At 71.2% G+C, this 14,846-nt stretch carries 12 protein-coding genes and 1 pseudogene; 5 read left to right on the plus strand and 8 right to left on the minus strand.

Translation table 11 applies throughout. The features are described 5' to 3' along the window. Window positions 1–165 precede the first annotated feature (165 nt). The 3 genes from purM to AB0B76_RS15735 form a co-directional block, all read right to left on the minus strand. On the minus strand, window positions 166–1,320 hold the full coding sequence (gene purM / locus AB0B76_RS15725) for a phosphoribosylformylglycinamidine cyclo-ligase (RefSeq protein WP_360375101.1): 1,155 nt from the start codon (window positions 1,318–1,320) through the stop codon (window positions 166–168). 58 nt (window positions 1,321–1,378) lie between these two features. Further along, the gene (gene purF / locus AB0B76_RS15730; protein ID WP_360375103.1) at window positions 1,379–2,941 is read right to left on the minus strand and encodes an amidophosphoribosyltransferase; all 1,563 of its coding nucleotides are present in this window, start codon (window positions 2,939–2,941) and stop codon (window positions 1,379–1,381) included. A gap of 227 nt (window positions 2,942–3,168) precedes the next feature. Beyond that, window positions 3,169–3,522 (minus strand): sterol carrier family protein, encoded by a 354-nt coding sequence (locus AB0B76_RS15735; RefSeq protein WP_360375105.1) that lies wholly within the window; start codon window positions 3,520–3,522, stop codon window positions 3,169–3,171. A gap of 293 nt (window positions 3,523–3,815) precedes the next feature. Between AB0B76_RS15735 and AB0B76_RS15740 the strand changes: the two genes are divergently transcribed. Continuing rightward, window positions 3,816–6,071, plus strand: coding sequence for a carboxypeptidase-like regulatory domain-containing protein (locus tag AB0B76_RS15740; protein WP_360375107.1), 2,256 nt, complete (start codon window positions 3,816–3,818; stop codon window positions 6,069–6,071). A gap of 247 nt (window positions 6,072–6,318) precedes the next feature. Here the strand turns inward: AB0B76_RS15740 and AB0B76_RS15745 are convergent, their stop codons facing one another. The 3 genes from AB0B76_RS15745 to AB0B76_RS15755 are packed head-to-tail and all read right to left on the minus strand — an operon-like array spanning window position 6,319 to window position 8,933. Further along, window positions 6,319–7,239 (minus strand): sensor histidine kinase, encoded by a 921-nt coding sequence (locus AB0B76_RS15745; protein WP_360375109.1) that lies wholly within the window; start codon window positions 7,237–7,239, stop codon window positions 6,319–6,321. Beyond that, window positions 7,236–8,114: an MEDS domain-containing protein gene (locus tag AB0B76_RS15750; protein WP_360375111.1), complete on the minus strand. Its 879-nt coding sequence runs from the start codon at window positions 8,112–8,114 to the stop codon at window positions 7,236–7,238. The genes AB0B76_RS15745 and AB0B76_RS15750 overlap by 4 nt, the downstream gene beginning before the upstream one ends. 42 nt (window positions 8,115–8,156) lie before the next feature. Beyond that, window positions 8,157–8,933, minus strand: a complete 777-nt coding sequence (locus AB0B76_RS15755; protein ID WP_360375113.1) for a hypothetical protein — start codon at window positions 8,931–8,933, stop codon at window positions 8,157–8,159. A gap of 359 nt (window positions 8,934–9,292) precedes the next feature. Between AB0B76_RS15755 and AB0B76_RS15760 the strand changes: the two are divergent. Both AB0B76_RS15760 and AB0B76_RS15765 read left to right on the plus strand, forming a co-directional pair. Then, a pseudogene (locus tag AB0B76_RS15760) lies at window positions 9,293–10,246 on the plus strand (helix-turn-helix transcriptional regulator); the annotation flags it as partial. 199 nt (window positions 10,247–10,445) lie between these two features. Then, window positions 10,446–11,177 carry an HAD family phosphatase gene (locus AB0B76_RS15765; RefSeq protein WP_360375115.1) on the plus strand — a complete coding sequence of 244 codons (732 nt, stop codon included), beginning with the start codon at window positions 10,446–10,448 and terminating at the stop codon, window positions 11,175–11,177. A gap of 55 nt (window positions 11,178–11,232) precedes the next feature. On the opposite strand, the gene AB0B76_RS15770 is transcribed toward AB0B76_RS15765, so the two are convergent. Together AB0B76_RS15770 and AB0B76_RS15775 are read right to left on the minus strand one after the other, a co-directional pair. After that, the gene (locus AB0B76_RS15770) at window positions 11,233–11,835 is read right to left on the minus strand and encodes a peptide deformylase (protein ID WP_360375117.1); all 603 of its coding nucleotides are present in this window, start codon (window positions 11,833–11,835) and stop codon (window positions 11,233–11,235) included. Between the two features lie 257 nt (window positions 11,836–12,092). After that, complete coding sequence (locus AB0B76_RS15775; protein ID WP_360375119.1) at window positions 12,093–12,713, minus strand: pyridoxamine 5'-phosphate oxidase family protein; 621 nt, start codon at window positions 12,711–12,713, stop codon at window positions 12,093–12,095. A gap of 80 nt (window positions 12,714–12,793) precedes the next feature. On the opposite strand from AB0B76_RS15775, the gene AB0B76_RS15780 reads away from it, so the two are divergent. Together AB0B76_RS15780 and AB0B76_RS15785 are read left to right on the plus strand one after the other, a co-directional pair. Next, window positions 12,794–13,906, plus strand: coding sequence for a globin domain-containing protein (locus tag AB0B76_RS15780; RefSeq protein ID WP_360375121.1), 1,113 nt, complete (start codon window positions 12,794–12,796; stop codon window positions 13,904–13,906). Between the two features lie 81 nt (window positions 13,907–13,987). Then, complete coding sequence (locus AB0B76_RS15785; RefSeq protein ID WP_360375123.1) at window positions 13,988–14,734, plus strand: CPBP family intramembrane glutamic endopeptidase; 747 nt, start codon at window positions 13,988–13,990, stop codon at window positions 14,732–14,734. Window positions 14,735–14,846 lie beyond the last annotated feature (112 nt).

A 14,846-nucleotide genomic window follows, 5' to 3' on the forward strand; every position in this document is an offset into this window, starting at 1 on the left:
TCCTTTTGGGCGTAGGGACGTGTCGCCTCAGCCTAGGTCCCTCGCTGCGCCGCGGTAAGCCCAGTTGATCGGATACGCGAGAGTTCGCGTATTCCGACACGCCCGTTCTAGAGAGATGCGTACGGGGGCAGTGCCGGTTGCACCACCCCCGTAGCGAAGATCCGGTCAGCCGCGGGTGTGCGAGCCGACCATCTGCACCGTGCCGGTGCCCTCGATGACCTCGCCGACCTGCCAGGCGTCCAGGCCGCGGCCGGCCAGGAAGGCCAGGGTGCGGTCGGCGTCCTCGGCGGAGACGACGGTCATCATGCCGATGCCCATGTTGAAGGTGCTCTCCATCTCGGTGTCCTCGATGCGGCCCTTCGTGCGCACGAGCTCGAAGATCGGCTGCGGGCGCCAGGTCGAACGGTCCACGACCGCGTCGACGTGCTCGGGCAGGACCCGGACCAGGTTGCCCGGGACGCCACCGCCGGTGACGTGGGCGTACGCGTGGATGTCGCTCTCCTTGATCAGGTCGAGGCAGTCCTTCGCGTAGATCCGGGTCGGGGTGAGCAGCTCCTCGCCGAGGGTGCGCTGGCGGCCGAACTCGTCGATGACGCTGTCCAGGCGCATCCGGCCGGCGCCCAGGAGCACGTGGCGGACCAGCGAGTAGCCGTTGGAGTGCAGGCCCGTCGAGCGCAGGGCGATGACGGCGTCGCCGACCTCGACCCGGTCGCGGCCGAGGATCGCGTCCTCCTCCACGACGCCGACGCCGGTGCCGGAGATGTCGTACTCGTCGGGGCGCATCACGCCCGGGTGCTCGGCGGTCTCGCCGCCCAGCAGCGCGCAGCCGGCGTAACGGCACCCGTCGGCGATGCCGGCGCCGATCTCGGCCACCCGGTCCGGCACGACCTCGCCACAGGCGATGTAGTCGAGCAGGAACAGCGGCTCGGCCCCGCACGCGACGAGGTCGTCCACGACCATCGCGACGAGGTCGATGCCGACCGTGTCGTGGATGCCCATGGCCTGGGCGATCGCCAGCTTGGTGCCGACACCGTCGGTCGAGGAGGCGAGGATCGGGCTCTTGTACTTCTTCAGGTCCAGCCGGAACAGCCCGGCGAACCCGCCGATGTCACCCATGACCTCGGGCCGGTGCGTGCGGTGCACCTTGGTGCGCAGCAGCTCGACGGCCTGCTCGCCGGCGTGGATCGACACACCCGCGTCCGCGTACGTCACGGTCTTACGGCGACCCCGGCCATTGCCGGCGGTCCACAGCTGCCGCTCGGGGGTGCTGCCCTGACCGGCCTTGCCGGTCTTGTCGGCGCGCTCGTCCACGTGCGTCACTTTCTCCCCTTTGGTTGCCTCTGCGGCGCAGGCACCGCGGTATGTCTCGGGTGGGCGGTCACGGGTGCAGCAGTGCGCCCGAACCACCAACACTGGCGGTCACGCTCGGCGCGCCGTCAGTCGCGGTCGGCGCGGCCCCCGCAGCGCGGGCGACGCCTTCCAGCACGTGCTTGCCGATCACATTGTCGGCCGGCAGGTCGATCGGGTACTGCCCGTCGAAGCAGGCGCTGCAGAGCCGGGTGGCCGGCTGCTCGGTGGCGGCGATCAGGCCCGGCAGCGACACGTAGCCGAGGGAGTCCGCGCCGATGGAGCGGCGGATGCCCTCGATGTCGAGGCCGTTGGCCAGCAGCTCAGCCCGGGTGGCGAAGTCGATGCCGTAGAAGCAGGGCCACTTGACCGGCGGCGAGGAGATCCGCACGTGTACCTCGATGGCCCCGGCCTCGCGCAGCATGCGCACGATCGCCCGCTGGGTGTTGCCTCGCACGATCGAGTCGTCGACGACGATGAGGCGCTTGCCCCGCACGTTGTCGCGCAAGGGGTTGAGCTTGAGCCGGATGCCCAGCTGGCGGATCGTCTGGGACGGCTGGATGAAGGTGCGCCCGACATACGCGTTCTTGATCAGGCCGTGGCCGAACGGGATGCCGGACTCGGTGGCGTAGCCGATGGCGGCCGGCGTGCCGGACTCGGGGACCGGGATGACCAGATCCGCGTCGACCGGGTGCTCCTTGGCCAGCGTGCGCCCGATGGCGACGCGGGCCGCGTGCACATTGCGCCCGGAGATCGTGGTGTCGGGGCGGGCGAGGTAGACGTACTCGAACAGGCACCCCTTCGGATCGGGCGTGCCGAAGCGGCTGGAGCGGAGGCCGTGCTCGTCGATCGCGATGAGCTCGCCGGGCTCGATCTCGCGGACCACGCTGGCGCCGCAGATGTCCAGGGCCGCGGTCTCGCTGGCCACGACCCAGCCGCGCTCGAGGCGGCCGAGCACCAGCGGGCGCACGCCGTTGACGTCGCGCGCCGCGTAGAGGGTGTCCTCATCCATGAAGACGAAGCTGAACGCGCCGCGCAGGGTCGGCAGCACCTCCAGCGCGGCCGCCTCGACGGACAGGTCGGGCCGCGCGGCCAGCAGCGCCGTCACCAGGGCGGTGTCGTTCGTGGAGTTGATCGCGTCCGGCTCGACGTCGGGCAGCTCCGCAACCCGGCGGGCCAGCTCAGCGGTGTTGACCAGGTTGCCGTTGTGGGCCAGCGCGATCGTGGTGCCCGCCCGGTCGTCGCCGGCGCGGGTGGAGCGCAGCGTCGGCTGCGCGTTCTCCCAGGTGGAGCCGCCGGTCGTCGAGTACCGCGCGTGGCCGATCGCGATGTGGCCGCGCAAGCTCGCCAGGGTCGGCTCGTCGAAGACCTGGGACACCAGGCCCAGGTCCTTGTAGACCACCACACCGGATCCGTCGGACACCGCGATGCCGGCCGCTTCCTGACCACGGTGCTGTAGCGCGTACAGCCCGTAGTAGGTCATCTTCGCGACCTCTTCGCCCGGCGCCCAGACGCCGAACACACCGCACTTGTCCTGAGGACCTGGACGCTGGGGGTCGAGCTCGTGGCTCAACCGGCCATCGCCTCGGGGCACTAGCCGCTCCTGTCGTCGCAGTTGCCTTGGTGTGGCTGAAGTGAAAGACCGTGGGTGGGGTGTCGGGGGGATGGCTTCAAGGTTGACGCCAGCCATCCGGCCTGGGGCTGTTCGACGCCACTAGCTGGGTCGCCGTCGCGGGGAACAGTGTACGCGAGGTTCGGGCATGACGCAGAGCGACGTATCGAAGGCTGTTGGTGACCAATGTGTCCGACGGTTTGCGAGGGTTACAACGGTAGATAACCAGATAAATCCGCACGAACCCCGCTGGCGCGAATCTTTCCGGCCGTGACGGCTTCGTGCCATGATTTCCGGCCCGTGGCGATCTCGATCCACGTGACCGGGTCGGTCTCCACGACGTTGGGTGGCGTACCTCTCGTATGTCTTGGCCCCTCGATGCACTGAATCGCGCCGTACGGAGGAACCCGCACCTCCACCGAACGTCCGGGCGCGCGTGACCGCAGCTCGGCGAGCAGTTGCCGGACCGCATCGCGCACCGCGGTCCGGTCCGGATCGACCCCGGCGTTCAGGGCATCAAGGACGCTTTGCACCGTGTCGGAATATCGGTGCGCATTGGACATAGCGGGACGATACGACTGCTCCGGCACTGCTCGCAAGACGCTGCGGGTTTCGCCGACCCCGTCGGACAGGGCATAGTTTGCTGCGGCGCACCATGCAAGGCGAGCCTCGCTCGCATGTTGGACCATGGACAGACATGCTCGGCAGCGACGCTCGGGTGAAAGTCAAGATCCGGAGGGGTGTGGACGTGACTGCGCACCGACGAACCCTGCTGTTCAGGGCAGGGACGGTGGCTGTTCTGGCCACGGGCGCTCTGGTCGGCACGGCGGCGCCGGCGTTTGCCGATGCCACCGTAGTGATTGGCGGTAATCTCGACGCGTCACTGACGGTAGGCGGTGGACCGCAGACCGTCAATGTCCAGGTCAAGAACACCGGTGACACGCCCCAGCTGGCGGCGGTCAAGCTCACCATCGACATCCCCAGTGACCTCGGCCTGAGCATCTCCAGCAAGCCCGGCGGCTGCAGTGGCAGCGGCACGCACCTCGACTGCACCATCGACGGGCCGCTCGCGCCGAACTCCACGAAGAACCTGCCGGTCGGCATCGCCCCGCCGGCGCAGAGCTCGATCCCCGCCGGCCAGACCAAGACCGGCACGCCCGGCCAGGTGATCATCACCGACGGCGGCTCCGACACGAAGCCGTTCAACGCCAGCCTCAAGGCCCAGGCCGCCGCGCCGACGACCCAGGCGGCGCCGACCACGGTCACCGAGGTCTCCGGGACGATCACCGACTCGCAGACCGGCAAGGGCATCGCCGGCGCGACAGTGGTGCTCGCGGACGGCAGCGGCAAGGAGCGCCAGCTGACCTCCGGTTCCACCGGCTCGTTCAAGTTCACCGGCAGCGAGCAGAACCCGATCGCGCCGGGGGCGATGACGATCACGGCCGGCGCGACCAACTACGAGAACTCCAACGCCAAGCCGGTGACCGGCACGGCCGGCAAGGCGAGCACCGGCATCAAGATCGGGCTCGTGGTGCTGGCCGACACCGCCTCGGCGGCGCCGCTGCCCAGCGCGAACGACGGGGCCATCGTCGAGGGCCAGTCGGCCGGCGGCGTCGTGCCGCAGAACACGGCGACCAACAACGCCTCCAACGACAGCGGCGGCGGGGTCTCCTGGATCCTGATCGCGCTCGGGGTACTGCTCGTCGGCTTCGGCATCGTGGCGATCGTGCTGCTCCTGCGCCGCCGCGGCGATGACGACGACGACGAGAACGAGGACGAGCCGGCGCCGCGCCGCGGCGGGCCCGGCGGCGTGCGGCCCGGTTACGCCGGCGGCGGCGCGGGCCCCGACCCGACGATGGTCGGCGCGATGGGCCCGGCCCCGACGATGGTCAACCGCGGCGGCAACAACGACGCGACAGCGATCGTGCGGCCCGGCCGCGGGGTCTTCGACGACGTCCCGCCGGACCCGTACGGCGCGCCCCCGCCCGGCCCCGGCGGCTACCCGTCGGCCGGCGGCTACGACGCGGGCTTCGCCAGCGGCGGGTACAACGGCGGCGGCGCCAACGGCTACGGCCCGCAGGGCCGCCCGGCCCCCGGCCCGGCGGTCGACCCCTACGCGCCGGACTACAACGGCGGCGGCCAGGGCGGCGGCGGATATCCGGACGCGACCCAGCGCTACGAGCCCGGCACCGGCGGCAACGGCTACGGTGGCGGCAACGGCAACAACGGCTACAACCACAACCCGGCGACCGGCGGCAACAACTACGGCGGCCAGGGCGGCCAGGGTGGCCAGGGCGGCTACGGAGCCAACGGCTACGACGGCCCCTCGGCCGGCGGCGGCTACGGTGGCGGCGGTCAGCAGGGCCGCGGCGACTACGAAGGCCCGCCCACGACCCTCGGTGGCTTCGGCGGCGGTGACCGCGGCGGCTACGACGGCCCCCCGGCCGGCGGTGACCGCGGCGGTTACGACGGTCCGCCCGCCGGCGGCGGTTACGACGGTCCGTCAGCGGGCGGCGGGTACAACCCGGCCGGCGGCGGCGCCGATCGTGGCGGCTACGGCCAGGGTTACGACGACCGCGGTGGCTACAGCGCCGGCGGCGGCCAGTACGACGGGCCCTCGGCCGGCGGCGGGTACAGCCCGGCCGGCGGCGGCGACCGCGGTGGCTACGGCCAGGGTTATGACGATCGCGGTGGCTACGGCCAGGGCGGCGGCGGCCAGTACGACGGCCCCTCGGCCGGCGGCGGGTACGCCCCCGGCGGCGATCGCGGTGGCTACGGCCCCGGTAACGGTGGTGGCGGGGCCGAATACGACCAGCCGTACGCGGGCCGCGGTGGCTACGGCCCCGGCGGGGGCGGCGGCGCCGACCGCGGCGGGTACGAGCCGGCCGCGGGCTACGAGCGCGACGGCTACGAGCGCGTCCCCGAGCCTCCGCGGGCCGGTAACGGCTACGGCCCGGGCGGCGGTCCCGGTGGTCCGGGCGGTGGCGGTGGTGGCGGCGAGTACGACCAGCGCGGTGGCTACGGTCCGAACGGCGGCGGCGGCGACTACGACGACGCCCGCTCCCAGGGGCGCGGCGGCAACCGGCGCTCGCTGGACTGGCTGGACGACTAGGCGCGGTAGAACCGGCAGGACATGTACATGTAGACGGAGGGGCGGCCGGGTGCCGCCCCTCCGTCGTCGTTCAGGCATCCTCGCCGGAGTCGGTGTCCCCGGAGGTGTCCGGCTCGGCGGACACGGCGACCGTCCGGATTCCCCCGGTAGTAGGAGTAATCAATCACGCCGGGCCGAGTGGGATGCGTGTCCATCCAACGGGGTCCGCCGTACGCCCGCCCGAACCGGCCGACTCCGCTGATGGTGTCTATTCGCGCCGTATGTGCAGCCGGACCGTGGTGCCCGGCCCGTTGGTCCGCATCTCGAGCAGGTCGCAGATCTGGCGCGCGATCCACAGCCCGTGGCCCTGGCCGGCCTGGGGGTCGGCGCGCAGGAAGCCGAGGAAGTTGTCCGTGGCGGAGCCCCGGTCGACGATCTCGCAGATGACCCGGCGCTCGGTCGCCCACAGCCGCACCTCGCCCCGGCCGGCGCCGTGGCGGATGGCGTTCGTGGCGACCTCGTTCACGGCGAGGGTGAAGTCGTCGAGGCGTTCGGCCGGCACGCCGAGGCTCACCGCGTGGTCGGCGACGAACTGCCGTACCGCCGCCATCTCCGTGAATTCCGGCAGCAGTTCGACGTCGTGGGCCGGGCGCTCCATCAGGGACTGGTTCTGCGCCGCGTAGTAGGAGGCCGGGTCGGCGTAGGCGGAGCTGACCTCGCTCTGCGGCCCGACCGCGAGCGCCGGATGGGTACGCCGGGCGTCGTCGACGATCGCGGCCGGCAGGGACCGGGTGTCGTACCCGCACATCAGCCAAGCCCGCGCGTCGGCCAGGGCGACGTTCATGACCGACTCGTACCGCCCCCACTCCGACGTCTCCAGCGAGTCCCGCCCGGCCCAGACCGGCTCGCCGAGCACCCGCAGGAGCCCGGTCGGGTTCGGCAGCGCGTCGATGCGCCGGTGGTGGGCGTCGAGCGTGCGGCCGGGAGAGTCGAACCAGCCCGAGGCGGGCAGGAAGGTCACCCGGCCGGCGTCGGCGCCGAGCTCCTCGCGCAGCAGCGTCTCGTTCTCGTCGGACGTGACGGCCAGCACCGAGTCGCCGCGGTGCACGCCCTCGGCCACGAACGGCACGGCCGCCGCGAGGAAGACCGTGGCCGAGTCGAACACGAGGGCCTGGTGGATGAGGCTCACGGCGACTCGTCCACTTCCGGCAGCGACCAGCGCGCGATGTGCAGAACCTTGCGCATCGAGGCGGGCATGTGGCGCACCTGCACCCGGCGCTCGGGCGCGACCGACTCGGCGAAACGCACCAGCGCGCGGATGCCGGCCACGTCGATGAAGGTGAGCTCGGCGAGGTCGAGCACGAGCAGCGGCTCCCCGGTGGGCCAGTCGGCCGCCCGCGCCAGCGCGTCGGCGAGCGGGGCGGCGGTGGAGTCGTCAACGACGCCGGCGATGCGCAGCCCGCGCGGGGAGTAGGCCGGCACGATCCGCAGCCGGCGGTCGTCGTGCAGCGGGTCGATGCAGACCACACCGTGGTGCACGGACACGAGGCCGGCGAGGTCGGCCCGCTCGAAGAGCCGTTCGTCGTACTGGCACACCGCGGCCAGATCCGCCGAGTCCACGACGGTCGAGGAGACCCCCGACTCGTACTCGTGCAGCTTGGTGGTTCCCGGCACCCCGCGCAGCGTCCAGCTCATCTCGCCGGTGAGCCGCAGGCCCTGGAAGCCGGCCGCGCGCGCCTCGCGCACCGCGAGCCGGATGCCGGAGAGCACCTCGGCCGGGTCGAAGCCGGCGTCGCTCCCGTCGGCCGCGCGGACCTCGAGCTGGCCCCGGGCGATCGCGAGCGCGCCGTCGACACCGCGGGGGCCGAGCCAGGCGTCCAGCGCGCCGGAGTTCGTGCGGTCGGAGAAGTACAGCACGCGCTCACCCCGCCGGAGCCCGTCCGCGATGAACGCGGAGACGACCTCCCGCTGCTCGGCGTCGCTGGCGAACGGTAAGCACAGGTGGTCGCCCGGGCGGATGCGCCCGGCATGGGTGGCGGAGATCGACTCGCTGATGGGTTTCAACCTACGTGGTCTACCCAGGGGGTGCCGTCCGCGAAACCCCGCTCATCTAATGCAACAGGTCGTGCAGACCTTGGGCGTGGGCAGCGTGAAGGCCAGGCAGCACGTGCGGCGCTGGATGTTCAGCCCGCCGCCCTCGCGCGGGGTGAGCTCCACCAGGTCATCGGCGTCCAAGGCGGTCAGCAGCCGGGCCGCGATGTCCATCGTCGGGCCCGGCAGGGAGTCGGCGGCGCGGGACAGGCCGTAGGCCACGCCCGAGGCGACCGAGCCCCACAGCGTCCGCCGCCCGAGGCGGGCCCGCTTGCGGAACTCCTCCAGCAACGGGTCGAGGTGCGCGTCGACAAGCGAGCGGCGCAGCACCCCGAGCAGCTCGTCCTCGTCCTCGACGATGAGCAGCCCGGGCGCGTCGGTGGCCACGATCGGGTCGGTGGCCAGCACCGCCGTCACCGGGGAGCGCAGGGCGAGCGTGAGAAAGGGCCGGGGTTCGCGGTACCGCACAAGCACGTGGTCGGGCGTCATGAGCGGGACGCGGCGCGAGGCGGCGAAGCCGAGCACCGCGGGCAGCGCGCACCAGTACGAGTAGCACTTCCACGCGAGCGCGGCGGCCGCGTGCGGCTGCGCGCTCCAGCGCCGGGCGGCGGTGTCGAGCAGCTCGGTCACGTCGAGGTCGGCCGCGGAGCGCCACCCGGGGCCGCCGGTGCCGACAAGATCGGGCACCAGCCCCTGGAGTGAATCTTCACCGTGCCGATTCCGCAGCGCGGCCAGCGTGGCGACGACCGGCCGGAGGGGTTCGACACCCTCGCGGCTGATGAGCGCGGTCACGTTCGGTCGCCGTTTCCGGTGGCGGGCACGATGAGCGGGCACCGCGGCGCGGAGCTCGTACCGTACGTGCTGATGCTGCTCACCACCGTTGCGTACCCCCAGAAGTGCCTACCAAGCGCCCACGATACAGCTATTAGGTAAGCCTAACCAGGTTAACCTTGTCGGCTTACGGCGGCCGGCATGTCGTAACGTTGTGTCACGAGGGTGATGGCGCGTGGTGACCGAAACGGGTTGATCAAGACCGATCCGGCGGTGTTGTCAACCATTTTGTCAGGAATCTGTCCGGCGGACCTGGTCAACAGCCGGACTCGTGGACACTAACCGGACAGGGGCCGTCTCCCTGTAGGGCTGGACCGGACATGACTACGAGCGACCCATCTCCCGTGCAGCGGGCGGCGGAGGCGTTCGTCGCAGAGTTCGCGCGGTGGCGCGTCGAGCGTGGCATGTCCAAGAAGCAGCTGGCCGCCGCCATGGGCTTCGACGCGTCGTACGTCAGCCACGTGGAGGCCGCCCGGCACCGCCCGACCGAGGACTTCGCCCGGCGCGCCGAGGCGATCCTGCAGAGCGGCGGGTCGGTCTGGCAGCGGTACAAGGAGTACGACGAGCTGCGGGCGACCGCGCGCAGCCGCGTGGGCGTGCCCGGCCGCGACCCGCCGGTGCCGGACCAGTGGCTGCCTCCGGGCACGGGGCTCGTGGTCGAGCGTGAGACGGCACGCCTGTCCTACGTCGACGGGAAGTACCGCTGCACGGTCCGCCGCGCGCTGTACAACGCCGGCACGGAGCCGATCACCCGGTACCTCGTCCGGATCGCGGTCGACCGCTACCCGGAGGACCCCGCCCGCTCCAACCGCCACCACCACGACCACCCGCTCTCCCTCGAGGAGCTCTCGCTCGTCGCCTCGTGCGCCGGCGAGCCCATGGAGTGGCGGGCCAAGACCGACCGCGACACCCTCAAGGAGCTGTGGCTGCTCTTCGAGAACGCGCAAGGGCGTTTCCCGTTGTACCCCGGGCAGCGCACGACGATCGCGTACTCGTGGCACATCAGCATCGACAAGTGGGGCAACTGGTTCGAACGGGCCATCCGCCTGCCCACCCGCCACCTCACGGTCGAGGTCGAGTTCCCGGCGCGCATGCGCCCGGTGGTCTGGGGCGTGCAGACGTCGCTGTCGGCCGAGGAGGTGCCGCTGCGCACGCCGATCACGCAGGGGCTCTCCGAGGACGGGCGCGCGGTCTTCTCCTGGCACACGGAGGCGGCCACGCTGCACGACTACTACCGGCTCGAGTGGCGATTCCGGGGCAGCCGGCCCGAGGGCGCCGTGGAGGACACCGACGACTGGCCGGACCCGCCGTTCGTGCCCCCGTCGGCCCACCGGCTCTCGGCCTGACGCCGCGGGAGCGCGCGTTCTGAGTGACACCGTGCGCGCAGGGTGCGACTACCTTCCGTACACCGTGGGCGTGAAAAAGGTGTACACCGCGTGAGACCGCGCCGGAGTCGTCGCTACGATGGCGCGCGTGGCGGAAGCGGTCTTATTCGACCTCGACGGCACGCTCATCGACAGCGAGCCCATCTGGGCCGCGGCCAACACGGCCTTGGTGCGCTCCCGCCGCGCTGAGGTCACCGATGAGCTGCTGCGCAGCCTGAGCGGGCTCGACGCGACGGTGGCGATGCACCGTATCCACCGGTACTACGGCTGGCGCGGCCTCGACGTGCCCGGCGACGTGGCGTTCGTGCAGCGCCGGGTCCACGAGGCGTACGCGCGCGGCGTGCACTGGCTGCCCGGCGCCCGGGCGCTGCTGGCCACGGCGCGCGCCGCGGGCCTGCGGGTGGCGCTTGTCACCTCGACCTATCGCGAACTCGTCCGGTACGTGCTGCGCGAGGCCGGCCCGGGCGCGTTCGACACGGTCGTGTGCGGCGACGACGGGCACCGGCCCAAGCCCGACCCGGCGCCGTACCTCGCCGCGATGGACGCCCTCGGCGTCGCCGCCGCGGACTGCGTCGCCGTGGAGGACTCGGCCGTCGGCGTGGCGAGCGCCCACGTGGCCGGCTGCGCGGTGCTCAACGTCGCCCCGATGATGCGCTCCGACCTCGCCCACACGTGGGCGCCGTCGCTGCGACACGTCGGCGTCGCCGAGCTGCGCGCTGCCCTCGGCGACCGGGCGGCGCTGACCGGCCCGTCGCTGCTGAGCGTGGTGCCCCGCCCGGCGATCGCCGTGCAAGCCATGCCGGCCGTGCAAGCCGTGTGAATGGCCGTGCAAGCCGTGTGAGCAAGGGCGGCGCCGCCGTGCAATACGGCCGTCGTCAGGCCATCGAGACGGCCGGGGCGCCCGGGTCCACGTGGTCCACGCACAGGATGCCGCTGAGGTGGTCGACCTCGTGCAGGACGTCGCGGGCCAGGCGGCCGTGGTCGAAGGTGGCGACCTGCTCGTCGCCCGCCGGCGTGCGGTAGCTGACCACGGCGGTGCGCGGGCGGCGCAGCGAGCAGCGGAAGTCGAAGAAGCTCAGGCAGCCCTCGGTCGTCTCCTCCCACTCGGTGCGGGCGGCCGGGCCGACCTCGATCACCTGCGGGTTGATCAGGGCCAGCTGGGGCGCGCCGTGGGCGCGGAAGATCGCGATCGAGCGCGGCTCGCCGATCTGGGGCGCGGCCAGGCCCATCGCGCCGGTGCTGAAGTCGTGCACCCGCATCACCGCGTCGGCCACGGCGGTCAGGCGGTCGAGGATGCGCAGCGCCTCGTCGCGCTCCGCGGGCAGGTCGAACGGGCGGGTCCCCGCGGTGAGCATGGGGTCGCCCAGCTGCACGATGCCGAGCGCCGCCATCACCTCGCTCGGCCGGCGGGTCCCGTTGAGCCGGCGGGGCGCGGGGGCCGGCGCGGTCTTGCGGTCGTCTGCCACATCGCTGGTCATCGCTGCTCCTTCAAGGGGCGGTTGGTGCAATCGCCACGTGAATGGACGCGAGCCAAGTGCGCGAAATGCCGCGGGCTGGCGGGACCGCGGAGCGAAGAATCGTACGGGTACAAGTGTGGAAATGCGACGGCCCGGCTCAGCGCCATCCACCCAGTGTGAGTGGCGGTGAGCCGGGTGTGAACCCCTATAGGTCTCGTTGAACGTGAATGAATGCGTGCGATTCTTAAGGGCTTAGGTAACGTTTAGAGCGGGGAAGCTCAGTCGAGTTCGCCGGCCGCCGAGAGGAACGCTTCCTCTACGTAAACGGTGATCCAGCGGGCCGGACGACGATCGGCGACCAGGTCGAGCAAGGGGTCGAGGTTCAGCCGGCGGTAGGCCCGGCGCATGGCGTCGTCGTCCAAGACCTTCGCCTGGCCGCTGACGTGCAGCCCGATCGCGCCGCGGGCGAAGTCGACGAACAACAGGCTGATGTGCGGATCGCGCTGAATGTCGGAGACCGGGGTGGAAAGGCTCAGGTCGTCGAACTCGGGCCACGCGAGACGATTCGCGCCCAGTACGCGAACGAAGCCGGGGCCGCCGGTGACGAACGTGCAGTCGTGCCCGTCGTCCGGCTCGCCGGTGGCGACGAACATCATCTCCTGGCGGCGGACGAAGCTCTGCATGTGTTCGTCGAGTTCGGTCAGGACCTCGCGGTCGGACAGGGTGGGCAACGGACACCTCCAGGATTGCGTGCGCCTCCAACACACCGTCGCACCGGCCGTCGCAACCAGCCGGACAGTCGGTGCGACACCGCCGTTCGGCTGATGTGGCCGCGCCTGTCCAGTGCCGAGGACCGGTGCGTCGCGGGGAATATGGGCGCCGCACACCCGTCGTCGCACAGTCAGTGCGATGCGTGGTCTTCGCAGGTAGTGACCCTGATTTACACCAGGGCACCGACGTTTGACCGCGAAGGGCACCGATGAGCAATCTGTCGCGATTACTGAAGGAGAGCTGGACACTCGTCGAGGAGCAGCAGGACAAGCTCGCCCGCTACTTCTACGCGCGCATGTTCCTCAACAACCCGCAGCTGCGGGACCTGTTTCCGGTCCAGATGGATGTCCAGCGCTCCCGGCTGCTGGGCGCGATCGTCACCGCCGTGCAGACGGTCGACAACCCGGAGAACTTCGACGAGTACCTTCAGTCGCTCGGACGGGACCATCGCAAGTTTCACGTGCAACCAGAGCACTACGAGGTCGTCGGGGATGCACTGGTCGAGGCCCTGCGCACGTACGGCGGCGGCCAGTGGACAATCGAGTTCGACCAGGCCTGGCGCGACGCCTACGCGAGGATCGCGGAGGTCATGATCGCGGGGGCCGAGGCCGACTCGAGCAACCCGCCCTACTGGCACGCCGAGGTGCTCTACCACGAGCGCCGCAGCCGGGACATCGCCGTGCTGACCTGCCGGCCGATGCAGCCGCTGGAGTACCGGGCCGGGCAGTACGTCAGCGTCGAGACGAAGTACCAGCCGCGGCTGTGGCGGGTGTACTCGATTGCGAACGCGCCCCGCAAGGACGGCTCGCTCGACCTGCACGTCCGCGCGGTGGGGGCCGGCTGGGTCTCCTCGGCGCTGGTCCGGCGGGTGCGGCCCGGCGACATGATCCGCCTGGGCGCCCCGATGGGCCAGATGACGCTGGACCGACGCTCGACCCGGGACGTCGTCTGCGTGGCCGGCGGCACCGGGCTGGCGCCGATCAAGGCGCTCATCGAGGAGATGACCCGCGCCAACCGGACCCGCTGGGTGCACGTGTTCTTCGGCGCCAAGGACCGCGACGACCTCTACGACCTGGCCTGCCTCAACCGGCTGGCGGCCCGTTACCCGTGGCTGTCGGTGGTGGCGACGACCAGTGACGACCCGGACTTCCCGGGCGAGCACGGGAACGTATCGGACATCGTCGCCCGCTACGGCCCGTGGCGTAACCACGACTTCTTCGTCTCCGGCTCGCCCACGATGGTGCGGGCGACCCTGCGAACCCTGGCCGAGATGCAGGTTCCGTCTATCCGGATCAAGTACGACGCCTTCGGTGGCGTCTGAGCGCGGGCGGGCGGTCAAGGTGCGGTGACCGCCCGCCCGTGCTCGGACGGGGCTTCGAGAGTTCTTCAGTACAGTGGCGCCGTGATCGAAAAGCGGGGGATCCGGGCCGAGATCCTCCTGGTGCTCGGCGTCTCGCTGGGCAGCTCGGCCATCTACGCGATTCTCAACATCATCAACCGGCTGACGTACGTCAAGCCGCTGTCCGAGCAGACCGCGACGCTGAACCCGACCGTCGTGGCCGATCGGCCGTGGCTCGACCTGCTCTACCAGCTCGCCGGGATCCTGCTCGGCGTCGTGCCCGCCTTTCTCGCGGTACACCTGTTGCGCCGGGCCCATGACCCGCTCGAGGTCGGCCTGGACGTCAAGCGGCCCGGCTTCGATCTGCTGACCGGGGCCGGGCTGGCCGCGCTCATCGGGCTGCCGGGGCTGGGGCTGGTCTGGGCCGCCCGGGCGCTCGGCATCAGCGCCCAGATCGTGCCCGAGGCGCTCGGGACCCACTGGTGGTCGGTGCCGGTCCTGATCCTCTCGGCCGTCGAGAACGGGGTGCTCGAGGAGATCGTGATGATCGCGTACCTCCTGACGCGCCTGCGCGACCTGCGGCTGGGCTGGTGGACGGCGATCCTCACCAGCGCCGTGATCCGCGGCTCGTACCACCTGTACCAGGGCTTCGGCGGGTTCGTCGGCAACCTCGTGATGGGGCTCGTGTTCGGGTACTTCTTCCGCCGGACGCGGCGGGTCATGCCGTTGATCGTGGCCCACTCGATCCTCGACATCGTGTCGTTCGTCGGGTACGCGCTGCTCAAGGATCATCTCGGTTTCCTGAGTTAGGGCAAATCCGGACAATTGGCCTGGCTTCGTGGGCCGAATCCTTCTCGTCATCACCCTGGTGCTGACCACCGCGTTCGCCGTACCGTCGCCGGCTTCGGCAAATCCGACACGA

It is taken from the genome of Dactylosporangium sp. NPDC049140, assembly GCF_040648435.1.